The organism is Amycolatopsis sp. NPDC101161 (assembly GCF_044768185.1).
GTDB lineage: Bacteria > Actinomycetota > Actinomycetes > Mycobacteriales > Pseudonocardiaceae > Amycolatopsis.
The window spans coordinates 1,326,719-1,349,864 of the sequence record NZ_JBIWPI010000002.1 but is presented as its reverse complement, the minus strand read 5'-3'; the positions used below and the strand labels follow the sequence as shown (position 1 = coordinate 1,349,864).

The 23,146-nt window shown below is 70.2% G+C and carries 21 protein-coding genes; 17 read left to right on the top strand and 4 right to left on the bottom strand.

Going from position 1 to position 23,146, the window contains the following annotated elements; translation table 11 throughout:
- Positions 1-119: 119 nt before the first annotated feature.
- On the bottom strand, positions 120-701 hold the full coding sequence (locus ACIRSS_RS17620) for a TetR/AcrR family transcriptional regulator (protein ID WP_400895984.1): 582 nt from the start codon (positions 699-701) through the stop codon (positions 120-122).
- Positions 702-775: 74 nt separating this feature from the next.
- Between ACIRSS_RS17620 and ACIRSS_RS17615 the strand changes: the two genes are divergently transcribed.
- The 7 genes from ACIRSS_RS17615 (at position 776) to ACIRSS_RS17585 (ending at position 10,268) form a co-directional block, all read left to right on the top strand.
- Positions 776-3,202: a beta-glucosidase H gene (locus tag ACIRSS_RS17615; RefSeq protein WP_400895981.1), complete on the top strand. Its 2,427-nt coding sequence runs from the start codon at positions 776-778 to the stop codon at positions 3,200-3,202.
- 151 nt (positions 3,203-3,353) lie between these two features.
- Complete coding sequence (locus tag ACIRSS_RS17610; RefSeq protein ID WP_400895978.1) at positions 3,354-4,256, top strand: GNAT family N-acetyltransferase; 903 nt, start codon at positions 3,354-3,356, stop codon at positions 4,254-4,256.
- A gap of 91 nt (positions 4,257-4,347) precedes the next feature.
- Complete coding sequence (locus ACIRSS_RS17605) at positions 4,348-4,785, top strand: hypothetical protein (RefSeq protein ID WP_400895975.1); 438 nt, start codon at positions 4,348-4,350, stop codon at positions 4,783-4,785.
- A gap of 32 nt (positions 4,786-4,817) precedes the next feature.
- Positions 4,818-6,437: a 2,3-epoxybenzoyl-CoA dihydrolase gene (gene boxC / locus ACIRSS_RS17600; RefSeq protein WP_400895972.1), complete on the top strand. Its 1,620-nt coding sequence runs from the start codon at positions 4,818-4,820 to the stop codon at positions 6,435-6,437.
- Positions 6,438-6,442: 5 nt separating this feature from the next.
- Complete coding sequence (gene boxB / locus ACIRSS_RS17595; RefSeq protein ID WP_400895969.1) at positions 6,443-7,864, top strand: benzoyl-CoA 2,3-epoxidase subunit BoxB; 1,422 nt, start codon at positions 6,443-6,445, stop codon at positions 7,862-7,864.
- A gap of 8 nt (positions 7,865-7,872) precedes the next feature.
- Complete coding sequence (locus ACIRSS_RS17590) at positions 7,873-9,417, top strand: benzoate-CoA ligase family protein (protein WP_400895966.1); 1,545 nt, start codon at positions 7,873-7,875, stop codon at positions 9,415-9,417.
- Entirely contained in the window at positions 9,414-10,268 is an 855-nt protein-coding gene (locus ACIRSS_RS17585) for an amidohydrolase family protein (RefSeq protein ID WP_400895963.1), read from the top strand. The genes ACIRSS_RS17590 and ACIRSS_RS17585 overlap by 4 nt, the downstream gene beginning before the upstream one ends.
- 54 nt (positions 10,269-10,322) lie before the next feature.
- Here the strand turns inward: ACIRSS_RS17585 and ACIRSS_RS17580 are convergent, their stop codons facing one another.
- Together ACIRSS_RS17580 and ACIRSS_RS17575 are read right to left on the bottom strand one after the other, a co-directional pair.
- A complete protein-coding gene (locus ACIRSS_RS17580; protein WP_400895961.1) occupies positions 10,323-10,703 on the bottom strand; it encodes a VOC family protein in 381 nt (126 codons plus the stop codon).
- Between the two features lie 52 nt (positions 10,704-10,755).
- A complete protein-coding gene (locus ACIRSS_RS17575; RefSeq protein ID WP_400895958.1) occupies positions 10,756-11,202 on the bottom strand; it encodes a MarR family winged helix-turn-helix transcriptional regulator in 447 nt (148 codons plus the stop codon).
- A gap of 83 nt (positions 11,203-11,285) precedes the next feature.
- Between ACIRSS_RS17575 and ACIRSS_RS17570 the strand changes: the two genes are divergently transcribed.
- Genes ACIRSS_RS17570 through ACIRSS_RS17555 form a run of 4 tightly spaced genes read left to right on the top strand, consistent with a single transcriptional unit; the run spans position 11,286 to position 14,528 of the window.
- Positions 11,286-12,251 (top strand): ring-cleaving dioxygenase, encoded by a 966-nt coding sequence (locus tag ACIRSS_RS17570; RefSeq protein ID WP_400895955.1) that lies wholly within the window; start codon positions 11,286-11,288, stop codon positions 12,249-12,251.
- Positions 12,248-12,850, top strand: a complete 603-nt coding sequence (locus ACIRSS_RS17565; RefSeq protein ID WP_400895953.1) for an alpha/beta hydrolase — start codon at positions 12,248-12,250, stop codon at positions 12,848-12,850. The genes ACIRSS_RS17570 and ACIRSS_RS17565 overlap by 4 nt, the downstream gene beginning before the upstream one ends.
- A gap of 42 nt (positions 12,851-12,892) precedes the next feature.
- Positions 12,893-14,032, top strand: coding sequence for a dipeptidase (locus tag ACIRSS_RS17560; RefSeq protein ID WP_400895950.1), 1,140 nt, complete (start codon positions 12,893-12,895; stop codon positions 14,030-14,032).
- Positions 14,033-14,078: 46 nt separating this feature from the next.
- Positions 14,079-14,528 carry a lipopolysaccharide assembly LapA domain-containing protein gene (locus ACIRSS_RS17555; RefSeq protein WP_400895947.1) on the top strand — a complete coding sequence of 150 codons (450 nt, stop codon included), beginning with the start codon at positions 14,079-14,081 and terminating at the stop codon, positions 14,526-14,528.
- A 3-nt stretch (positions 14,529-14,531) separates the two neighbouring features.
- Here ACIRSS_RS17555 and ACIRSS_RS17550 read toward each other — a convergent pair whose 3' ends face one another.
- Positions 14,532-15,353, bottom strand: coding sequence for a maleylpyruvate isomerase family mycothiol-dependent enzyme (locus ACIRSS_RS17550; RefSeq protein ID WP_400895944.1), 822 nt, complete (start codon positions 15,351-15,353; stop codon positions 14,532-14,534).
- Positions 15,354-15,435: 82 nt separating this feature from the next.
- On the opposite strand from ACIRSS_RS17550, the gene ACIRSS_RS17545 reads away from it, so the two are divergent.
- From ACIRSS_RS17545 to ACIRSS_RS17520, 6 genes are all read left to right on the top strand, one after another.
- A complete protein-coding gene (locus tag ACIRSS_RS17545) occupies positions 15,436-16,227 on the top strand; it encodes an Abi-alpha family protein (protein ID WP_400895941.1) in 792 nt (263 codons plus the stop codon).
- A 4-nt stretch (positions 16,228-16,231) separates the two neighbouring features.
- Entirely contained in the window at positions 16,232-17,467 is a 1,236-nt protein-coding gene (locus ACIRSS_RS17540) for a DUF445 domain-containing protein (RefSeq protein ID WP_400895939.1), read from the top strand.
- A 108-nt stretch (positions 17,468-17,575) separates the two neighbouring features.
- Positions 17,576-20,719 carry a patatin-like protein gene (locus ACIRSS_RS17535; RefSeq protein WP_400895936.1) on the top strand — a complete coding sequence of 1,048 codons (3,144 nt, stop codon included), beginning with the start codon at positions 17,576-17,578 and terminating at the stop codon, positions 20,717-20,719.
- Positions 20,720-20,823: 104 nt separating this feature from the next.
- Positions 20,824-21,456: a diaminobutyrate acetyltransferase gene (gene ectA / locus ACIRSS_RS17530; protein ID WP_400895933.1), complete on the top strand. Its 633-nt coding sequence runs from the start codon at positions 20,824-20,826 to the stop codon at positions 21,454-21,456.
- Between the two features lie 15 nt (positions 21,457-21,471).
- Positions 21,472-22,725, top strand: coding sequence for a diaminobutyrate--2-oxoglutarate transaminase (gene ectB, locus ACIRSS_RS17525; RefSeq protein WP_400895931.1), 1,254 nt, complete (start codon positions 21,472-21,474; stop codon positions 22,723-22,725).
- 12 nt (positions 22,726-22,737) lie between these two features.
- A complete protein-coding gene (locus ACIRSS_RS17520; protein ID WP_372670134.1) occupies positions 22,738-23,130 on the top strand; it encodes an ectoine synthase in 393 nt (130 codons plus the stop codon).
- Positions 23,131-23,146: the final 16 nt, after the last annotated feature.

The following is a 23,146-nucleotide window of genomic DNA, read 5'->3' as shown; positions in this document are numbered from 1 at the left end:
GTTGCCGCTGTGGGGTCGGGCGAGTCGGGGGCTACCGGCGGCCGGAACGGATCCGCCGGCGGTTGGCCCGAACAGAACCCGCGGGTCGCCGATGTCGCACCGCCGCCCGGCGAGAGCCGTCAGTCCGGTTTGATGCCCAGCAGCGTCAAGAACGTGCGGAACCCCGCCGACATGTCGACCTCCGAGGGGTCCAGCAGCCACTGCAGCTGTAGGCCGTCCAGGATCGCGATCGCGATCGGGGCCAGCTGCTCCGGTGTGGTTCCCGGGGGCAGCTCGTCGCGGTGGCGTTCCAGCATCTGCGTCATGCCCGCGCGCACTCGCCGATACCGGTCGTGGAAGTACTCGCGTGCCGGGTGGTCGTCGGTGACGCTGTCCGCCGACAGCACCGTGTACGTCTGGACTATCCCCGGCCGCGTCGCGTTGTAGTCGACCAGGTCGGCCAGCTGGTTGACCGTCATCGCCGACTCGTCGCCCGGTGGGGCGTGCCCGAAGTGCAGCAAGTCCCACTCGTCGCGGGTCTCCAGCACCGCCGTCAGCAAGTCCTCCTTCGTGGGGAAGTAGTGCATCAGCCCCTGCTGCGTCAGCCCGACGCGGTCGGCCACCGCCGCCAGCGAGGTGCCCCGGTAGCCGCGTTCGGCGATCACTTCGAACGCCGCTCGGACGATGCTCGCGCGGCGGTCGGCGCCCCTGGCCCGGGTCATGATCCCGAGCCTACGGGACGCGCTGTCACGAAACCGTAACGTTCGCTACTCGCCGCCAGGTAGAGTAGGCGCCCATGAGCTTCGACGTCGACGCGCTGCTGGCCGGGCTCGACCTGGACGCCAAGGCGAGGCTCCTCGCCGGCCAGGACGTCTGGAGCCTGCCCGCCCTGCCGGACCTCGGCCTGGACTCCCTCGTGCTCTCCGACGGCCCGGTCGGCGTCCGCGGAGTCCGGTGGAGCCCGGACGACCCCTCGGTGACGCTGCCCAGCCCGACGGCGCTCGCCGCCAGCTGGGACCCGCGGCTGGCCGTGCGCGTCGGCCGGCTGCTCGCGCAGGAAGCCCGCCGCAAGGGCGTGCACGTCCTACTCGCCCCGACGGTCAACCTCCAGCGCTCGCCGCTGGGCGGCCGCCACTTCGAGTGCTACTCGGAAGATCCCCTCCTCACCGGGATGATCGGCGCCGGCTACGTCACCGGCGTGCAGGACGGCGGGGTCGCCGTCACGGTCAAGCACTTCGTCGCCAACGACTTCGAGACCGAACGCTTCACAGCCGACGTCCACGTCGGCGAGCGCGCGCTGCGCGAGCTCTACCTCGCGCCCTTCGAACTCATCGTCCGGCGGGCGAAGCCGTGGGGGATCATGGCCGCCTACAACAGTGTCAACGGCACCACGATGACCCAGCACGCCGGCCTCCTCAACGGCGTGCTGCGCGACGAATGGGGCTTCGACGGCTTCGTCGTCTCCGACTGGCTGGCCGCGCGCGACACCGTCGCCTCCGCCAACGGCGGCCTCGACGTCGCGATGCCCGGCCCCCGCACGGTTTTCGGCGAACAGCTCGCGGAAGCCGTGCGCGGCGGCGAAGTCGACGAAGAGGTCGTCGACGACATGGTCCGCCGCGTGCTCCTGCTGGCCCACCGGACCGGCGCGCTCGGCGGCAGCACCGGCGCAATACAGTCCACTATGGATGGTGACGCGATCGCGCGCGAGGTCGCGCACCGGTCGTTCGTGCTGATCAGCAACGAAACCGGCGTCCTCCCGCTCAAGCAGCCGCAGAGCATCGCCCTGATCGGCGCGCTGGCCGCGGACCCCAAAATCCTCGGCGGCGGCAGCGCCACCGTGTTCCCGGACCACGTCGTCTCCCCTCTCGACGGCCTTCGCAAGGCCGTTCCCCCGGGCACCGACCTGGCGTACGCCCTCGGTGCCGATCCGCGAACGACGCTACCGCCGGCCACCGACAATTTCCGGCTCCGCGCGACCGCCAAAGCCGCGGACGGCACCCGATTGGCTGAATTTCCGCTCAGGGAAGCCAAAATCACCTGGATCGGCGAGCTGCCGGAAGGGCTCGACCTGACCACGCTCGCCTCGGTCGAAATCCACGGCACCTACCTGCCGGAACGCGGCGGCACGCACACCTTCGCCGTCACCGGCCCCGGCGACCTGCGCCTCACGGTCGGCGGCCAGACCCTCTTCGACGGCGTCAACCTGCCCGAAGGCGGCGACGTCTTCACGTCGATCATGCAGGTGATCGAGCAGCGCCGCGAGGTCGAGCTGACCGCGGGCGAGCTCGTCGACGTCAGCCTGACGTACTGGATCCCGTCGGAGATGGCGGAGTTCGCGCGCGGCACGTTCGCCTGGGTCACCTTCGCGCTCGGCCACCGCGGCCCGGTCCCCGCCCCGGACGCCGCCCTCGACGAAGCCGTTGCCCTGGCGGGGAAGTCGGACGTCGCCGTCGTCGTGGTCGGCACCACCGCCGAGGTCGAGAGCGAGGGCTTCGACCGGACTTCCCTGGCGCTGCCGGGAAGGCAGGACGAACTCGTCACCCGGGTCGCGCAGGCCAACCCCAACACCGTGGTCGTCGTCAACGCCGGCTCCCCGGTGGAACTGCCGTGGCGCGATGACGTCGCCGCGATCCTGCTCACCTGGTTCCCCGGCCAGGCGGGCGGCGACGCGCTCGCCGACGTCCTCTTCGGTCGCGAAGAGCCCGGCGGTCGCTTGCCGACGACCTGGCCGGCGAAGCTCGAGGACGCGCCGGTCACCGACGTGACGCCGGAGGACGGCGTTCTCGAGTACAGCGAAGGCGTCTACATCGGCTACAGCGCTTGGGCACGCACAGAAACCCGGCCCGCGTACTGGTTCGGCCACGGCCAGGGCTACACGACCTGGGTTTACGAGGAACTCGACGTCTACCCGGACGACGAAGGCGGCGCGCGCGTCCGAGTCCGCGTACGCAACTCGGGAACGCGGAAGGGGCGCGAAGTCGTCCAGCTCTACCTGGCCCCGACCGAGCGCGGTGACCGGCCGCCCCGCTGGCTCGCGGGCTTCGCGAGCGTCGAAGCCGGGCCCGGCGAGGCCGTCGAGACCGACATCGTCATCGCGCCGAGGTCGGCCGAGGTCTGGCGCGACGGCTGGCAGCACATCGCCGGCGAGTACGTCCTGGAGGCGTCGCACTCCTACGACCAGCCGCGGCTGAGCACGCGGGTCGTCCTCCAGAAAATACGTTGACGCGCGGCGGGCCGGCCCCTAACTTCACCCGGGCACCCATGATCAGCGAAAGGAGGTGGGACCGATGATCACCCAACCGATCACGCGCTCCCACCTCGGAACGAGGGTGCCGGGTACCTGACCGGGAGCGCGTACTCCTGGAAGGACCCCCGTGACCGATCTGGTCATCCGCCCGCTCGAAGCGGGCGAAGAAGCACTGTTCACCTCCCTGCCCGACCGCGGTCTCGTCGGCCGCAAGCTGTTCGGCAACGACTTCACCGAGGTGGCGGCGAAGGGCGAGTACCGGCCCGAGTGGGTCTGGGTCGCCCTGCGCGACGACGTCGTCGTGGCGCGGGCCGCCTGGTGGGGCACGCCGAAGGACGAGACGCCGATCGCGCTCGACTGGTTCGACTTCACCGACTTCGACGCGGGTGTCGAGCTGCTGAAGAACGCGCCGCTGCGCGCGGAGTACTCGCTGACCACGCCGCCCGCGTGGCAGGACGACCCGGACGTCGCGCACGAGGTCGCCATCCGCGTCGACGCGGCCGAGAAGGCGGGCTACCGCAAGCTCGTCGAGCGCTACCGGTTCTGCTGGACGCCGGAAAACGGCCTGCCGGAGAAGCCGGGCCGGCTCGAGTTCCGGCCCGAGCCGGACGACGACGTCTTCCTCGACGTCTTCCGGCGCGTGCACGTCGGCAGCCTCGACGCGCACGTCCGCAAGACGGTCGAGGAGCACGGCCTCGAGGCGGCCGCCCGCGAGGACCTCGACATCATGCTGTGGATGCCGGCGCCGCGGGACTGGTGGCGGCTGGCGTACACGCCCGAAGGCGAGCTCGTCGGGCTCACGCTGCCCAGCCGCAACGCGTACGACCCGGTCGTCGGGTACATCGCCGTGGTGCCCGAGCAGCGGGGGAAGGGCTACGCCTACGACCTGCTGGTCGAGGCCACGCACGACCTCGTCGGGTACGGCGCGGAGCGGATCGTCGCGGGCACCGACGTCGGCAACGTCCCGATGGCCAAGGCGTTCGCCAAGGCCGGCTACCCGGTGACGCAGCACCGCATCGACCTGGTGTGACAGACACCGCGGGCGGCCGCGTCTTGCCCGGCGCGGCCGCCGAGCGGTACCGTCGCTAGAGCGATCTATCAAGTCGGACAGGGGGCCCGTGATGGACGTTCTGCAGGAGAAGGGGCTGAAGCCGCTTCGCGTGATCCTCGGCTTCTCGCTGCTCAGCACCACGCTGCACTATGCGCACAACGTCATCCGCGCGGCGGACTACCCGCAGATCCCGGGGATCTCGGTGCCGGTCGCGCAGGTCGTCGTGGCCTTCGGCTGGGTGTTGTTCACGGCGTTCGGCTGGCTCGGCTACCGCGCGTACGAGCGGGGCAGCTACCCGCGCGCGCTCGCGTTCCTGCTGGTCTACTCGCTGTCCGGGCTGGCCAGCGCCGGTCACTTCCTGGTCGGCGTGCCGCGGATCCCGGCCTTCTGGTTCGCCACGATCTTCACCGACTCGGCGGCAGCGCTCGCCCTGTGGGTGTTCGTAACGTGGGCGTGGTCGGTGCTCAACCGGGTGACCTCGCGAGATCAAGTTTCTACACAACATTGACGTTCGTCGGACCTGTGTAGACAATCGGGTGAGTGACCACCACCACACCGGTTACCTTCGACCGTCGTCCGGACGAGTACCGCCATTGGCGCCTCCAGTTCGACGGGGAGGTCGCGTGGCTGGAAATGGACGTCGACGAGCAGGGCGGGCTCGTCGAGGGCTACGAGCTCAAGCTCAACTCCTACGACCTCGGCGTCGACATCGAGCTGTACGACGCCACCCAGCGGCTGCGGTTCGAGCACCCCGAGGTCCGCGTGGTCGTGGTGACCAGCGCGAAGGACAAGGTCTTCTGCGCCGGGGCGAACATCCGGATGCTCGCCGCGTCCGAGCACCACTGGAAGGTGAACTTCTGCAAGTTCACCAACGAGACCCGCAACGGCATGGAGGACGCGACCGCGCACTCCGGGCAGACGTACATCGCCGCGGTGAACGGGACCTGCGCCGGCGGCGGCTACGAGATCGCGCTGGCCTGCGACAAGATCCTCCTGATCGACGACAACTCCTCGACGGTCGCGCTGCCCGAGGTGCCGCTGCTCGGCGTGCTGCCCGGCACCGGCGGTCTCACCCGCGTCGTCGACAAGCGGCGGGTGCGCAAGGACCTCGCCGACGTCTTCGCGACGCGCCCCGACGGCGTCAAGGGCAAGACGGCGGTCGACTGGCGGCTGGTCGACGAGCTGGTGCCGCGCCAGGGGTTCCGCGAGGCCGTGGCGAAACGGGCCCGGGAGATCGCGCGCGAGTCCGACCGGACCGGTGAGGGCGGCATCGAGCTGACCCCGCTGGAACATCGCTATGTCGACATCGAGGTCGGGAAGGACCAGGCCACCATCACCGTCAAGGGGCCCGAGAACGACCCCGGTGACCTGCACGAAGAAGGCGCGAACGGCTGGTTCCTCGCCATGACCCGCGAGCTGGACGACGCCATCCTGCGGCTGCGCACCAACGAGGTCGAAGCCGGCACGTGGATCCTGAAAACGCAGGGCGACCCGGAGAAGGTGCTCGCGCACGAACAGGCCGTGCTGGGCGCGAAGGACTGGCTGGGCAACGAGATCACGCAGTACTTCAAGCGCACGCTCAAGCGGCTCGACGTCACCAGCCGCACGCTGATCGCGCTGATCGAGCCCGGCAGCTGCTTCGCCGGGTCGCTGCTCGAACTCGCGCTGGCCGCCGACCGCCAGTACATCCTCGACGGTCCGCCGATCGACGACGAAGACTCCGAGGAACGAGCCACGATCAGGCTGTCCGAAGCCAACTTCGGCCCCTTCCCGATGGGCAACGGCCTGACCCGCCTGCAGACCCGGTTCTACGGCGACGACGACCACCTCGCCTGGCTCGCGCGCGAGAAGGACCACGAGCTGAGCGCGGCCGAAGCCGTCGAACTCGGCCTGGTCACCGACGCCCCGGACGACCTCGACTGGGAGGACGAGATCCGGATCGCGCTCGAAGGCCGGGCGTCGCTGTCGCCGGACGCGCTCACCGGGATGGAGGCCAACCACCGGTTCGTCGGTCCCGAGACCGTCGAGACCAAGATCTTCGGCCGGCTGGCGGCTTGGCAGAACTGGATTTTCACCCGGCCCAACGCGTCCGGGCCGGAGGGCGCGCTGCGCCGCTACGGTACCGGTCAGAAGGCCGTCTTCGACAGGAAGCGGGTCTAGCGCAGATGCCCGAGAAGATCGACTACGACGCCAAGATCCCGAACAACGTCAACCTCTCCGAGGATCGGCGGCTGCAACGCGCGCTGGAGGGCTGGCAGCCGAAGTTCATGCACTGGTGGGGCGAGATGGGCCCGACGCTGGAGACCCAGGGCGTCTACCTGCGCACCGCCGTCAGCGTCGGCCGCGAGGGGTGGGCGCACTTCGACCACGTCAACGTGCCGGACTACCGCTGGGGCATCTTCCTCGCCGAGCGCGACCCGGACCGGCGGATCGCCTTCGGGGAGCACCAGGGCGAGCCGGTCTGGCAGCAGGTGCCCGGCGAGTACCGCGCCGACCTGCAGCGGCTGATCGTCATCCAGGGCGACACCGAACCCGCGTCCGTCGAGCAGCAGAAGCTCCTCGGGCTCACCGCGCCGAGCCTCTACGACCTGCGCAACCTGTTCCAGGTCAACGTCGAAGAGGGCCGGCACCTGTGGGCGATGGTGTACCTGCTGCACGCCTACTTCGGCCGCGAAGGCCGCGACGAGGCCGAAGGGCTGTTGCTGCGCAACTCGGGTAGCCCCGACGCGCCCCGCATCCTCGGCGCGTTCAACGAGGAAACCGCCGACTGGCTGGCCTTCTACATGTTCACCTACTTCACCGACCGCGACGGGAAGTACCAGCTCGGCACGCTCAAGGAGTCCTCCTTCGACCCGCTCTCGCGCACGTGCGAGTTCATGCTGAAGGAAGAGGCGCACCACATGATGGTCGGCACCACCGGCGTCGACCGCGTGGTGATCCGCAGCGCCGAGCTGATCCGCGAGCACGACACGCTCGACATCGGCCCGCACGGCGGGATCCCGCTCGACGTCATCCAGAAGTACATCAACTTCCACTACACCGTGTCCCTCGACCTGTTCGGCAGCGAGACGTCGACGAACGCGGCGAACTACTACACCGCCGGGCTCAAGGGCCGCTGGCAGGAGACCCGCCGCAAGGACGACCACAAGCTCACCGACGACGCCCGCACGCTGGAGAAGCCGGCCGCCGACGGCACGTGGACGTCCGAGGAGCTGCAGGCGATCCTGTTGCTCAACCTCGACCTGCGCAGCGAGTACGTGGCCGACTGCCAGACCGGCGTCAACCGCTGGAACAAGATCCTCTCCGAGGCCGGCATCGACCACGTGTTCCGGTTGCCGCACCCTGGCTTCAACCGCGAAGTCGGCATAAACTCCGGCCACCACGTCACTCCCGACGGCACCATCGTCGACGAGGCGACCTGGGAGGCCGGCAAACGCAAGTGGCTGCCCACCACCGAGGACCTCGCGTTCGTCCGCTCGCTGATGCACCCGGTGTACGAGCGGGGGAAGATCGCGAGCTGGGTGGCCCCGCCGCGGCAGGGCATCAACGGGAAGCCCTTCGACTACGAGTACGTGTACCTCACGTAGGAGGTCTGGTGGCGACAGCGTTCAACGCCGCGGAGTACCTGCTTTCGGCCGGGCACCCGGACGCGACCGCGGTCGTGTCGCCCCGCCGCACCCTCACCTACGCCGAGCTGGCCGAGGAGTCCCGCCGCGTCGCGGGCGGGCTCGTCGAGCTCGGCGTGCGGCCCGAAGAGCGCGTCATGTTCTGCATGGTCGACGACGTCGAGCTGCTCACCGGCATCCTCGGCGCGATGCTCGCCGGCGCGGTCGCCGTACCCGTGTCGACGATGGTCACCGGGCTCGAGCTCGGCCAGGTGCTGGCCGACTCCCGCGCGCGCGTGCTGTGCGTGTCCGGTGAGTTCGCCGAGCAGGCCGTGACGGCGCTGGGCTTCGCGCCCGAGGTCACCGACGTCGTGCTGGACCGGGCGGACGCGGCGGGGTTCGGCGTCCGGACGCACGGGTGGTCGTCGCTGGCCGGCTCGTTCCGAAGTGGACGGACGTGGGAGGACTCGCCCGCGTTGTGGCTGTACACGTCCGGGACGACGGGACAGCCGAAGGGCGCGATGCACCGGCACGCGAGCATCCGCGCGGTGTGCGAGACGTACGCGCGCGGCGTGCTGGCGACGACGCCGGTCGACCGGTTCCTGTCCGTGCCGAAGCTCTTCTTCGCCTACGGGCTGGGCAATTCGTGCTTCTTCCCGCTGGGCGCGGGCGGGACGACGCTGCTCGAGCCGTCGCGTCCGACGCCGGCGTTGTTCGCCAGACGCGCGCGCGAGGAGCGGCCGTCGTTGTTCTTCGCCGTCCCGACGTTCTACGCGGCGCTGCTCGCCAGCGACGTCCCGGACGACTCGTTCGCCTCGGTGCGGCACGCGGTTTCGGCGGGCGAGCCGCTGCCCGCGTCGCTGTTCGAACGGTTCCGCGCCCGCTTCGGCCTGGAGATCCTGGACGGCATCGGCTCGACCGAGGCGTTGCACATCTTCCTGTCGAACCGGCCCGGCGCGGTGCGGCCGGGCACCACCGGCGTCGCGGTGCCGGGGTACTCCCTGCAGATCCGCGACGAGGCCGGCGCGGTGATCGACGCGGCGGGCAAGCCGGGTGAGCTGTTCGTGGCCGGCCCGTCGACGGCGACCGGCTACTGGGCCCGGTACGACGCGACGAAGCTGGTGTTCCAGGGCGAGTGGCTGCGGACCGGCGACAGCTACGTGCGCAACGAGGACGGCACGTTCACCTGCCTGGGCCGGTTCGGCGACATGCTGAAGGCGGGCGGGATCTGGGTGTCACCGTCCGAAGTGGAGGAACGGCTGCGCCTGCACCCCGCGGTGGCCGAGGTGGCGGTGGTCGCCGCGCCGGACGCCGACGGGCTCGACAAGCCGGTGGCGTGCGTGGTCGCCGCGCCCGGGGTTACGGTGGACCCGGACGAGCTGATCGAGTTCTGCCGCGAGGGCCTCGCGGCGTTCAAGCGCCCGCGAGGAGTGATCGAACTGGCGGAACTGCCGAAGACGGCGACGGGCAAGATCCGCCGCAACGTGATCCGCGAGCAGGTCCGCGACGTGCTGCGGGTGGTGCCCAGTCCGTGATCGACGGGTACTTCGTGGTCGACGCGCACGTCCACACACCGCGCTTGCCGACGCTCAAACCCGCCTGGCTCCAGTGGGCGCACGACTTCGCGGGTTCTTACCCGTGGCGTTCGGTGTACTCCTCCGACGGCTCGGTGGTCCCGTCGGCGATGGACGAGCTGATGGAGTCCGAGGGCGTCGACCGGGTGCTGCTGTTCTGCGAGTACAGCCCGCGGGCGACGGGGATCCAGTCCATCGAGGACAACCTGCCGCTGGTTTCTCACAACCCGACGCGCTTCCGGCTGGTGGCGAACGTCAACCCGTACCTGCACCACCCGCCGGCGGCGGAGGTGGCGCGGCAGCTGGACCTGGGCGCGGTGGCGCTGAAGATCCACCCGGTGCACGGCGCGTTTTCGCCGGCGGACAAGGAGCTGTACCCGGTCTACTCGTTGTGCGCGGAGCGCGGGGTGCCGGTGATCCTCCACTCGGGAACGTCGAGCTTTCCCGGGGCTCGCACGAGTTTCGGGAATCCCGAGCTGATGTCCGATGTGGTCGAAGACTTCCCGTCGCTGCAGTTCGTCTTCGCCCACGGCGGTCGCGGATGGTGGTACGACGTGGCGGCGTTCCTCGCGTTGGCGCGTGAGAACGTGTGGCTCGACTTGGCCGGGTTGCCGCCGAAGAAGCTGCCCGAGTACTACCAGCGGTTCGACTTCGCCCGGTTGGCGGGCAAGTTCGTGTTCGGGACGGACTGGCCCGGCGTGCCGTCGGTGGCGGCGAACGTCCGGACGTTGCTCGGGCTGGGGTTGCCGGAGGACGTGCTGACCGGGGTGCTGTCGGGCAACGCGATCAAGCTGATGCCGTCGCTCGCCTGAGGTTCGCACGCGGGGGTGCCGGTGACACTCCGGCACCCCCACGCCCCCAGAGGCTCAGCCGAGCACCTGGTGCAGGCAAAGCACATTGCCCTCGGAGTCGTTGAACCACGCCGCCCGCTCGTTGCCCAGCTCGGCGATGTGGGCCACCGTCTTCAGGCCCTCCATCTCGAAGTCCTGGAACCGCACCCCGCGGTCCTCCAAGGCTTTGATCTCGGCCGGGAGGTCCGAAACCTCGAAGCTCAGTGCCGTGTTTTCGCTCTGCGCGCCCGCCGGCATCTCGCGGAGGCCGATCGCGCCCGCGCCCGCCGCGAAGTACAGCGTTCCGTCTTCGCCCTTCCCCGACTGCTTCAGGCCCAGGGAGTCCGCGTAGAAGTGGCCGGCGCGTTCGCTGTCGGTCACCGGGAGCATCGTCGTGATCGTCGATTCGGTCAGCATGGACCCATCGTGCGCGCTGCCGAAACGGCTGACCAGCGAAGCTTTTTCAACGTCAGGCGTTGAACGCGCGCAGTGTCCGCATGGCTTCCGCGAGTCCCTCGGCGTCGTCACCCAGCGGGGTCAGCACGATGCGGCGCAGGATCTCCGCCGCCGCGGACCGGGCCTTGTTCGCCATGTCCAGCCCGTGGTCGGTCAGCGCCGCGAACGTGACGCGGCGGTCGTCCGGGCTCGGGACGCGGCAGATCAGGTCCGCCGCGACCAGGCGGTCGGCCACCTTCGTGAAACCGCCGCTGGACAGCGCGGCCTCGGTGGCCAGCTTGGTCATCGGCATCCGGTGCTCGGGCGAGCGGACCAGGCGCAGCAGGATGTCGAACGACGCCGGCGCGAGGCCGAGGCGGTCGGCGATCTCGCCCAGCAGCTTGTCCTGCGTGGCCAGGTAGCCCTCGATCACCAGGCCCCACCACGTGACGATCTCGTCGTCGTCGGTCTTCGGATCCACCGCGCCAGCCTACCCGAAAGTCTGCACGGAATATATCTTGCGCGCGAGAGGTTCTGCGGTTACCTTGGCAACAGGAGGCAACCATGTCGATCAAGACGTCCGGCCTGCACCACGTCACCGCGATCGGCGGCGACCCGCAGCGCAACGCCGACTTCTACCTGCGGACCCTGGGCCTGCGGCTGGTGAAGACCACCGTGAACTTCGACGACCCGGGCACCTACCACCTCTACTACGGCGACAGCTCCGGCAAGCCGGGCTCGCTGATGACCTTCTTCCCGTGGCCCGACGCGCCGAGCGGCCGCCACGGCACCGGGCAGGCGACGACCACGTCGTTCTCCATCCCCGAAGCGTCCCTCGGCTGGTGGAAGCAGCACCTGGCCGCCAACGGCGTCGAGACCGGGCAGGTCCGCAACGCCGACGACGAAGAGACGCTCACGTTCCGCGACCCCGACGGCCTGAAGCTCGCCCTGGTCGCGCACCCGCAGGGCGACCCGCGCGACCCCTGGGACACCGAGCTGGTCCCGGCCCAACACGCCGTCCGCGGCTTGCACTCGGTGACGCTGTCGGTGACCAAAGAGGACGCCACCGCCGGCATGCTCACCGACGGCCTCGGCCTCACCTTCGCCAACCAGGACAGCAACCGCCTGCGCTTCGCCGCCGGTGAAGGCGGGCCGGGCGCGCTGGTCGACGTCCTCGTGACGCCGGACGCGCCGCGCGGGCTGGTCGCCGCGGGCACCGTGCACCACGTCGCCTGGCGCGCGCCGGACGAGGAAACCCAGAAGACCTGGCGCGAAGAGCTCGTCGACCAGGGCGTGCACGTCACGTCCATCCTGGACCGCCAGTACTTCCGCTCGATCTACTTCCGCGAGCCGGGCGGCACGCTCCTGGAAGTCGCGACCGACGAGCCGGGCTTCGCGATCGACGAGCCGCTGCTGGAGCTGGGCCGCGCGCTCAAGCTGCCGCCGTGGCTGGAGCCGCGCCGCGAAGAGATCCAGCACATGCTCCCCGTGCTCAACCTCCCCGCCGAGAACAACCCGGAGCTGTCATGACGCTCGAGCACAAGTACGTCGAAGGCTCGCCGGACGCGCCGCTGCTGCTCCTGCTGCACGGCACCGGCGGCGGCCCGGACGACCTGCTCGGCCTGGCGCGCGAGCTGAGCCCGGACTCGGCTGTGCTGGCCCCGGCCGGCCCGGTGTCCGAACACGGCGCCGCGCGCTGGTTCCGGCGGCTCGCCGAGGGCGTCTTCGACCACGAGGACGTCGTCAAGCGCGCGAACGAGCTCGCGGACTTCGTCGTCGAAGCCCGCGAGAAGTACGGCCTCGGTGACCGGCGGCTCGTCGCCGTCGGGTTCTCGAACGGCGCCAACATCGCGGCGGCGGTGACGCTGCTGCGGCCGGAGGTCGTCCGTGAAGCCGCGTTGTTCGCGGCGATGTCACCGGTGCCTTCGCCTCCGGAGCTGGACCTTTCCGCCACGAGGGTCTTCCTGGCCAACGGCGAACGCGACCCGATGGCGCCGCTGGCGTCGACCGAGGAGCTGATCCGGCTGCTGCGCGAGCGCGGTGCCGACGTCCTCACGCAGCGCCACCCCGGAGGCCACCAGATCACGCTCGACGGTGTCCGCGCGGCCGCGAAGTGGATCATGAGCTGACGTTTGTACGGAGCGTATATCGGGCCGCCCTACGATCGGGCGATGACTAACGAGGCACTACAGCGTGCTACGAAACTGCTGGACGCCGTCATCCTCGCCGACGGGCACAACGACCTCCCGTGGGAGCTGCGCCAGCACGGCGGCCCGAACCCGGTCGAGGCGGTCGCGTCGCTCGACCTGACCGTCCGGCAGCCCGCTCTGCACACCGACTTCCCGAAGCTCGCCGACGGGAAGCTCGGCATGCAGTTCTGGTCGGTGTACGTGCCGTGTGAGTTCGAGGGCCACAGCGCGGTGACCGCCGTGCTGGAGCAGATCGAGGTCGTCCACCAGCTGGCCGAGCGCTACCCCGACCGGCTCCGGCTGGTCGACACCGCCGACGAGGCCGAGGCCGCGTTCGCCGACGGCCGGATCGCGTCGCTGCTCGGCGCCGAAGGCGGGCACAGCATCGCCGAGTCGCTCGGCGTGCTGCGGATCCTGCGCCGCCTCGGCGTCCGGTACATGACGCTGACGCACAACTTCAACACCACCTGGGCCGACTCGGGCACCGACGAGCCGGCCCACGGCGGGCTCACCGAGTTCGGCCGCGACGTCGTGCGCGAGATGAACAAGATCGGCATGATGGTCGACCTCTCGCACGTCGCGCCGACGACCATGCGCGCGGCGATCGAGGTCAGCTCGGTGCCGGTGATCTTCAGCCACTCCTCGTGCCTCGCGGTCAACGACCACCCGCGCAACATCCCCGACGACGTCCTCGCGCTGCTGCCCGGCAACGGCGGCGTCGCGATGACCACGTTCGTGCCGGCGTTCATCTCGCCGAAGGTCAGCGCGTGGGACCAGGAGCTGAAGGCCGCGATGGAGGCCGCCGGCCAGGAGTACCGCAACCTCGCCCAGCGCGGCGAGTTCGTGAAGGAGTGGGACGGCCCGGTCAAGCCGAAGGCCACCGTCGAGGACGTCGTCGCGCACGTCGAGCACGCCCGCGAGGTCGCCGGGATCGACCACATCGGCCTCGGCGGCGACTACGACGGCGTCGGCACGCTGCCGGAGGGCCTGGAGGACACGTCCAAGTACCCGGTGTTGTTCGCGGCTCTGCTCGAGCGCGGGTGGAGTGAGGAAGACTGCGCGAAGCTGGCCGGCAAGAACACGCTCCGCGTACTGCGGGAGGTCGACGGCTTCGCCCGTTAGGGGGTTTGGCACGGCGCTCCCCGCGTGCCGGACGGACACTGGGCACATGACGCACGCGCGCGGGGGCGCGGCCGACCGCCCCACCGGCCCCACCAGCCACGACCTGCCCGGAAGCGGCCGCCATCAGCTGGGTGAGAACGAGGTGCCCGAGGGTGCGCTCGAACCCGCCGAGCTGCGGGCGGGCGACGTCCGGCCCGGCGCCGAGGAGGTCACGCCGGTCCGGCCGGCACCCAGCAGGCCCGCGGCCAGGAAGCCGCGGCCGACGCGGATCAGCGGCACCTGGGTCGCGGTCATCGCCGGCCTGGTCGTGCTGATCGTGCTGCTGATCTTCATCCTGCAGAACCTGGACTCGGTGACCGTGCACTTCTTCGGCGCCGAGGGCAGCCTGCCGCTGGCCATCGCGATGCTGTTCTCGGCCATCGGCGGCGCGGCGCTGGTCGCGCTGATCGGCGGCGCCCGGATCCTGCAGCTGCGGAAGCAGGCGCGCCGCCGCTGAGCCTCAGACGATGATCGACGTCATCGTCAGGACCTGCGCGCAAACGTTTTCGTCCCCGGTGGTCCGGACGCGGCCGAGGTCGGCGGCGTTCCTCGTGCAGAGCCGCCAGAACGTGTCCAGGTCGGTCGTCACGGTGGCCAGCGGGGTGCGCGACGGCGGGGCGCCGCGGTCGAGCGTCCAGCCGTCGCGCTCGCGGCGCGCGTACCACTTGCCGGCGCCGGTTACCGTGTAGCCGACCTGCTTGCCGACGCGCGCGTCGACGTCGCGCAGGGTGTGCGGCAGCGCGCGGACGAACGTGTCGGCGATCGGCTCGGCGTACTCGGCTTCCAGCGGCGTGTGCTCCAGGGCCTCGCGGATCTGGACGTGGTGGACCCAGAACTCCGAATAGTCGCGGGCCGCGTCCAGCCAGCGCGGCGCCGGCTCGTCGCCCGCCCAGCTCACCGGCTCGCCTTCGACGTCGAGATCGAGCTTCGCCCAGTACTCCGTCGTCTGGCCCATGAACTCGTACATCATCGTGAGCAGCACGTCCGTCGAGAGCCGGCGGCACGCGACGACCCACTCCTCGTTGAGCCGGTCGATGAACCGCGGGAAGGCCTCCCCCGGACGGGGGGCTTGCGCGGCGTGCCCGTCGCGGCCGCGGGACAGCCGGCCGACCTTGTCGCCCAGCAGGTGGGCGGCGACGTCCTTGACCGTCCAGCCCGCGCACATCGTCGGGCGCGTCCAGTCTTCGTCGGTCAGCGCGCCGAGCAGCGTCATCAGCGCCTGCTCCTCTTTCGAGAAGTACGGGAGGACGTCGATCGGCGGGCCCCAGCGCGTCGGACTCATGTCGCACATAATGCCGGTCGTCACACCGCTGTTCGGCCTACCCGCAGGTAGCATCAGCCCGTACGCAGAGGGGAGTCCGCCGGTGAACGCAGAGCGACCGAACGGCCGGGGCACCGGCGACGAGGTGGCCGACCTCGCCCGCCGCGCCGGGCAGCTGGCGGGCTGGGCCGCGCGCACCAGCTTCGCGCTCGGGCGCAAGCTCCCCGGCGTCGAGACCGCCGAACGGACGGTGCGGCAGGTGGAGCACCAGCTGCTGGCCGAGCTGCGGCGCCGGCTCGACGAGGTCGACGACCCGTACCACGCGGCGCTGACCGCGGCGTCGGCGATGAACCGCCCGGCGGTGCCCGGGAAGGTCGAAGCCAGCGTCACGCTCGTGCCCGCGCGCGACAACCACGCCGAGCCGCTGCGCGCCGCGATGGCCGAGCTGCTCAACCACTCCATCGGCTTCGGCCGTGAGCGCGCCCGCGAGTACTTCTACGCGATCATCCTGCGCCAGCTGACGCCCGACGAGGCACGCATCCTGTCCGCGCTGTCGGACGGCTCGCCGTTCCCCGCGGTCGACGTCGTCGAGCGGACCGGCATCGGCGGCACGGGCCGGGTCGCGCTGCGCAACGCCTCGACGGTCGGCAAGGCGGCCGGCGTCTCGCTGCCCGACCAGGTGCCCGGGTACGTGACGCGGCTGATCGGGCTCGGCCTGGTCGACCTCGACGAAGAGGTGCCGTCGCTGGAGACGCAGTACGAGATCCTGCTGACCGACGAAACCGTGCGCGACGCTGAGAAGCACGTCAAACGCGCGAAGTACGTCCGGCGGACGATCCACATCTCGCGCCTGGGGGCGCAGTTCTGGCAGGCCTGCGACCCGAGTTTCGCGTAGCCGGATGGGGGCCTTCCTCAACGGCATCGTCGCCGACTTCGCGCAGCACTGGCCCCTCTACGTCTCGATCCCGATCGTGGCCGCGCTGATCGGCTACGGCACCAAGCTCGTCGCGATCCGGATGATGTTCCAGCCGGTGGAGTTCATCGGCGTCAAGCCGTTCCTGGGCTGGCAGGGCATCGTGCCCAAGCGCGCGGCCCGGATGGCGAGCATCGCGTGCGACACGATGACCGAGCAGCTGATCAAGCCGGCCGAGGTCGTGGCACGGCTGGACGCCGGGCGGATCGCCCAGGAGATCGAGAAACCGCTGCTGGCGGGCGTCGAGGACATCGTCCGCGAGGTGGCCGGGCACTACCAGCCGGGGCTGTGGGAGTCGCTGCCGGTCCGCGTCCAGCGGCTGGTGATCGAGCGCGTCCAGCACGAGTCGCCGCGCATGGTCGCGGCCGTGCTCGACCTGATCAAGTCCGATGTGGACAGTGTGTTCGACCTGAAGGGCATGGTGGTCACCAGCCTGGTCAAGGACAAGCGCCTGCTGAACCGCATCTTCCAGGAGGCGGGCGCGAAGGAGTTCAAGTTCATCGCCCGCTCCGGCCTGGTCTTCGGCGGCGCGATCGGCGTGATCCAGATGGTGGCGTGGGTGCTGTTCAAGTTCCCGCTGATCATGCCGCTGTTCGGCCTGTTCACCGGCTGGTTCACCGACTGGCTGGCGCTGCGGATGATCTTCTACCCGATCGAGCCGCGCAAGTACTTCGGCGTCACGTGGCAGGGGCTGTTCCTGAAGCGGCGCGCGGAGGTCGCGGAGGCGTACGGGTCGTTGATCGCGAAGGAGATCATCACCCCGCACAACGTCATCGAGGCGATCCTGCACGGGCCGCTGTCCGACCGGGTCCTGGCGCTGATCCAGCGTCAGCTGGACCGCGAGCTCGGGAGCGTCGCGAAGCCGTTGCTGGTGTTCGCGGTGGGGAGCCGCAAGTACCAGGACGTGAAGCTGGCGATCGCGTCGCAGATCATGTCGCGGTTGCCGGAGACGATGCGGTACATCGAGGACTACGCGGCGGACGCGATGGACATCCGCAACGTGCTGGTGTCGAAGATGAAGCAGCTCTCCCCGCACGAGTTCGAGCGCCTGCTGCGGCCGGCCTTCGAACAGGACGAATGGATCCTGATCGCCACGGGCGCGGTGTTGGGGTTCGCGGTCGGTGAAGGCCAGGTGCTGTTGCTGGAGCACTTGGCGGCCTGAGCCCGGAAGGGCGAGCAACTCCACCCGAACGGCCGTACACCCGGACGTATCCCGATGCTCACCTCGCGCCTCTAGTCTGCGTCAGGACGACGACGGGCGGGGGAGCCCATGGCTGAGACGGAACAAAGCGCCGACGTGCTGCCGCGGCAGGAGATCCGGCTCGCGATGACCATGGTCGGCGGTGCCAGTCTCGCCGTCTGGATGGGCGGGGTCGCGGCCGAGACGTCCCTGCTGCTGCGCGAGGCGCGGGACGGCGCCCCCGCCGGTCTCTACCGGAAGCTGACCGGCCTGCTCCGGGCGGACCTCTCGGTCGACGTCCTGACCGGGACGAGCGCCGGGGGCATCAACGCCGCCTGCCTCGGACTGGCCGAAGCGTTCGGCTCCACCCCGGAGACCCTGCGCGACACCTGGATCTCGACCGGCTCGCTGGACAACCTGACCCGCGACCCCGCCGAGCCCGACCCTCGGTCGCTGCTCGACGGCGACCGCGTCCTGCTCGACGGCGTCCGGGGTGCGCTCGAGCAGATCGTGCGGACCGGGCAGCCGGCCGCGGTGGGCGCCGCCGACCTCACCGTGCTGCTCACCGGGACCATGATCGACGGCGAGAGCACCCGCTACGAAGACGCGCTGGGCAACCTGGTCCGCGACACCGAGCACCGCATGCTCTTCCGGTTCCACGGCGACCAGTTGCGCACGGCGAAGGTGGTCGGCCCGCTCGCCCTGGCCGCCCGGTCCACCGCCTCCTACCCGGGCGCGTTCGAGCTGTCCCGGGTGCCGATCGGCGCGGAGCAGGCGGACGAGCAGCACCCGGACATGAGTCCCCACACCGCCATCAACCGCTCGCACTGGGTGACCGACGGCGGGGTGCTGCTCAACAAGCCGCTTCGCCCGGCCCTGCAGGAGATCTTCGCCCGGCCGGCCGCCGCCGACGTCCGGCGGCTGCTGCTGTACGTCGTGCCGACCGGGGAACGCGAGGCCGAGGCGAAACCCTGTGACGCCAGCGACTTCCCGATGCTGACCAACACGATGGGCAAGGTCGTCACCGCGGTGATGAGCCAGTCCATCAGCTCCGAGCTCGAGGAGCTTTCCCGGCACAACGCCGGGGTCACGCGGACCCGGGACACCCGGGTCATCCTGGCCGGGCTCGGGTTGCGCGGCGGCGCCGAGTCGCTGATCGACCCGCGCCTTTCCCGCGCCTACCTCGAACGCCGGACGGCGGGGGACGCGGCCGAGCTGGTCGAGCTCGCCGCCCGCCGGTACGCGCAGTCCCGTGTGGACAGTCCGGAACTGCAGTGGTTCACGGGGAAGTCGGAGTCCCTGCGCCAGACGGCGGCGGACGGGCTCGCGCGGGACGTCCCGCCGGACCCGCCGTCGACCCGGATGTCCTCGGCGGCGCTCGTCCCGTACCGCACCTCGGCGCTCGCCGACGCCGTCGCCACCGGGCTGCAGCTGATCAACGCGGGCTTCCGCCTCGGCCCGGAAGCGGCCGACGCGGAGGTCCTCAACCAGGCCAGGGCCGGGCTGCACGACGCGCGGGTGGCCTCCGCGCGCGAGGAGAAGCTGGACCAGTGGGTCCTGGCGCACGCGGCGCCGGACCCGGACGAGACCCTCGCCACGTGGGTCGGCGGGCTGGCCGCGGAATGGGCGGCGCTCGGCCGGACGGCGGGCCTCGCCGAAGCCTGGTCGGCCGTCGTCGCGGCGCTGCGCACCACGGCACCCTCCTTGCGGCGCCTGATCGCGGCCCGACCGGACGAAAGCGACGTCGTGGTGACGCTGCTGGACTGGCTCGCGCTCGACAGCGAACCCGACGACGACGTCGTGCGAGCGCGGCTGCTCGCGCTCCACGTCGCCGGCCGCGGGCTGCTGGCGGAGGCGCCGTCGGTCGACCAGCGGGCCGATCTCGTGCAGGTGAGCGCCGACTCGCGGACGTTGCTCGACATGGACCGCCGGCGTTCGTGGGACAAGCTGACCGGCATGCAAGCGGGCTACTTCGGCGCCTTCTACAAGGCGTCCTGGCGCGCGAACGACTGGATGTGGGGCCGGATCGACGGAGCGGGCTGGCTCATGCAGGTGCTGCTCGACCCCGTCCGGCTGCGGAACCTCCGGGACCTCGCCGGGCGCGACGCGTTCCGCGAGGAGGTCCGGGCCACCTTCCTGGAGATCGGCTGGTGCCCGCCGCGGGAGGCCGACAACCTCGGAAAAGCGGACGTCGACCTGCTGATCTGCCAGCTCGACCAGGAGCTGGCCTTCCTGGGCCTCGATTCCGGGCTGGAGCCGATCGAGGAAAAAGCCGGTGTCGTGCCGCCGCCGAGCATGCCGGTGACGGCGCTCGTGCTCGCCCGGGCGCGGCAGCTGGAGATCGCCCGGGCCGAGCTGCCGGTCGTGCGCCGCCACGCGGACAACGACGTCGTCAAGGAGAAGGGCAGCGACAAGAGGTCGAAGGTCTTCCGCGGGCTGGCCAAGCCCGACCCGGCGACGGGTGCGCCCGAGCTGCCCCTCGACGGTGCCGACCAGACGCAGCAGACCTTCCAGGCGTGCACCGTCTCCGCCGAACGGATTTCCGACGAGCGGGGCACGCCCCTGCTGGTCAAGACCATGATCAAGCTGGCGGCGGCCGGGGTCAACGCGGCGGCGGCGACGGTGCCGCCGTCGACGCCGAAGGCCGCGAAGTCGATGGTCACCGCCGTCCGGGCCACCGCCCGCAGCACCTGGCGGATCACCAGGGGCTCGATGGCGCTCAAGACGCCGGGAACCATCGTCGCCGCGGCGCTGGCCATGATCGCGGGCCTGCTGATGGGGGGCAACGGCAGCGCGATCGTGGGGCTCATCGGCCTGCCCGTGCTGGCCGGCGGGGTGGTCTTCGTCGTCGTCAACGTGCTGCTGATGTCGAAGAAGTCGCCGCTGATCGGCGCCTACCTGCTCGGCTTGCTGGTGGTGCTCGGCCTGGTGCTGGCGCCCTTCCTGCCGGTGCTCGCGCGGCCGTTCTTCGGCTGGCTGGGCTCGGTCGTCGCCGGCTGGGCCCGCGGTGACGCGCCGGTCTGGTGGGTCGTCTTCGTGGTCGTCCTGCTGCTGCCGTGGGTCACGCCGCCGCTGGGCGCGCTGTGGCGGCGGGTCCGCCGTGCCGGCGCTCAGGCGGGAGCGCGGCCGGCGGTGCCGTCGGCGAAGGCCGAGACGGTCGTCCTGGCGGCCCCGGCCACCGTGCCCGCTCCGGACGCGGCGGCACCGGAACCGGTCCCCGAACGCTCGTCGTGAGCGGCCGGCCCGGCCCGTCGCCTTGCGATCACAGGCCTGAGGGTTCATCGTGCGGGTAGGTGGCTGGCCACGCGCGAGCGGCCTAGCCGCGCGTGTGCCCAAGCATGGTCCACTTCAAACATGTTTGTGGGACTGCTCACCGGGTACTCCGCGTCGTCGCAGGTCATCACGGGGGTCGTGAGCTGCGTCGCTGGCGAGCGGAAAATTCTCTGTTACGTTTCCTGAGTATGTCCGTAACGCACTTGATCGAATCCCCGACCAAGGCGGACGGCGCGGAGCTGTGGAGAATCGCGCGCGATTCCGCCAAGCTCGATCTCAACTCGCCGTACGCATACATGCTGTGGTGCCGCGATTTCGCCGAGTCCTCGGTGGTCGCGCGTGAAGACGGCAAGGCGGTCGGATTCGTCATCGCCTACCGCAGGCCGGGCGACCCGGAGGCAGCCCTCGTGTGGCAGGTCGCGGTCGACGCGTCGCAACGCGGAAAGGGCCTGGCCGGAGCGCTGCTCGACGCGCTCTACACGCGCCTGGTCGACGACGGGGTGCGTTACCTCGAGACCACCATCACCCCGGACAACGAAGCGTCCATCCGGCTGTTCACGTCGTTCGCGAAGCGCTGGAACACCGCGATGGAAACCAGTGTGCTGTTCGCCGGGGAGGAATTCCCCGAAGCCGGGCACCTCCCCGAAGAGCTTTACCGCATCGGGCCGCTGAAGCCGCGCAATGAGCCGGGCGAGTAGGAGAAAAGAAACGTCATGAGCATCTTCGAAGAGCTCGAATCCGAGGTCCGCAGCTACAGCCGCGGCTGGCCGGTCGTGTTCGACCGCGCCCAGGGCAGCTGGCTGTACGACGAGAACGGCAAGGGGTACCTCGACTTCTTCGCCGGGGCCGGCGCGCTGAACTACGGGCACAACAACCCGAAGCTGAAGCAGGCCCTGGTCGACTACATCCAGCGCGACGGCGTCACCCACGCCCTGGACATGTTCACCGTGGCCAAGCGCGACTTCCTGCAGACCTTCCGCGACAAGATCCTCGACCCGCGCGGCCTGAACTACAAGGTCGTCTTCCCCGGGCCGGGCGGCGCGAACGCCGTCGAAGCCGCGCTGAAGCTGGCGCGCAAGGTGACCGGCAAGGAGTCGGTCATCAACTTCACCAACGCGTTCCACGGCATGACGCTGGGCGCGTTGTCGGTCACCGGCAACTCGATGAAGCGCGGCGGCGCCGGCGTCCCGCTGGTGCACGCCACCCCGATGCCGTACGACGCGTACTTCGACGGCGCGATGCCGGACTTCCTGTACTTCGAGAAGCTGCTCGAAGACTCCGGCAGCGGGCTCAACGAGCCGGCCGCGGTGATCGTCGAGGGCGTGCAGGGCGAGGGCGGCATCAACGCCGCCCGCCTGGAGTGGCTGAAGGGGCTCGACGACCTCTGCAAGCGCCACAACATCCTGCTGATCCTCGACGACGTCCAGATGGGCTGCGGCCGCACCGGGCCGTTCTTCAGCTTCGAGGACGCCGGGATCAAGCCGGACATCGTCTGCCTGTCGAAGTCCATCGGCGGCTACGGCATCCCGATGGCGCTGACGCTGATCAAGCCGGAGCTCGACGTCTGGGAGCCGGGCGAGCACAACGGCACCTTCCGCGGCATCAGCCCCGCGTTCGTCACCGCGACCGAGGCGATCAACGCCTACTGGAGCGACGACGAGCTCGAGAAGTCGACCAAGGCGAAGGGCGAGCGCATCGCCGCCGCGTTCTCCGGCATCGTCGAGGCCTACCCGGAGGCGAACCTGGTCGCCAAGGGCCGCGGCCTCGCGCGCGGCCTGGAGTTCGAGAACGGCGAGCTGGCCGGCCGCGTCTGCGCGGAAGCGTTCGCGCGCGGCCTGCTGATGGAAACCTCCGGTCCCGACGGCGAAGTCATGAAGCTGCTGCCGCCGCTGACCCTCACCGACGACGAGCTGACGCAGGGCTTGTCGATCATCGACGAGTCGATCAAGGCCGTCCTGAAGAAGTAAAGGAGATTGCCCGTGCTCGTCCGCACACTCGACGAGATCACCGACACCGACGCCGACATCAAGACCCCGAACTGGCGCAGCAAGAGAATCATCCTCGCCAAGGAGGGCGTCGGCTTCTCGGTGCACGAGACCACGCTGTACGCGGGGACGGTCAACGACTTCTGGTACGCCAACCACATCGAGGCGGTGTTCATCACCTCCGGCGAGGGCGAGATCGAAGACCTCGCGACCGGTGAGGTGCACCAGCTCAAGCCCGGCACCCTCTACCTGCTCAACGACCACGACAAGCACCAGGTCCGCCCGAAGACCGAGATCAAGTGCGTGTGCGTGTTCAACCCGCCGGTGACCGGTCGCGAGGTCCACGACGAGAACGGCGTGTACCCGCTGATCACCGAGGACTCGTAAACACCGGAGAGGAAAC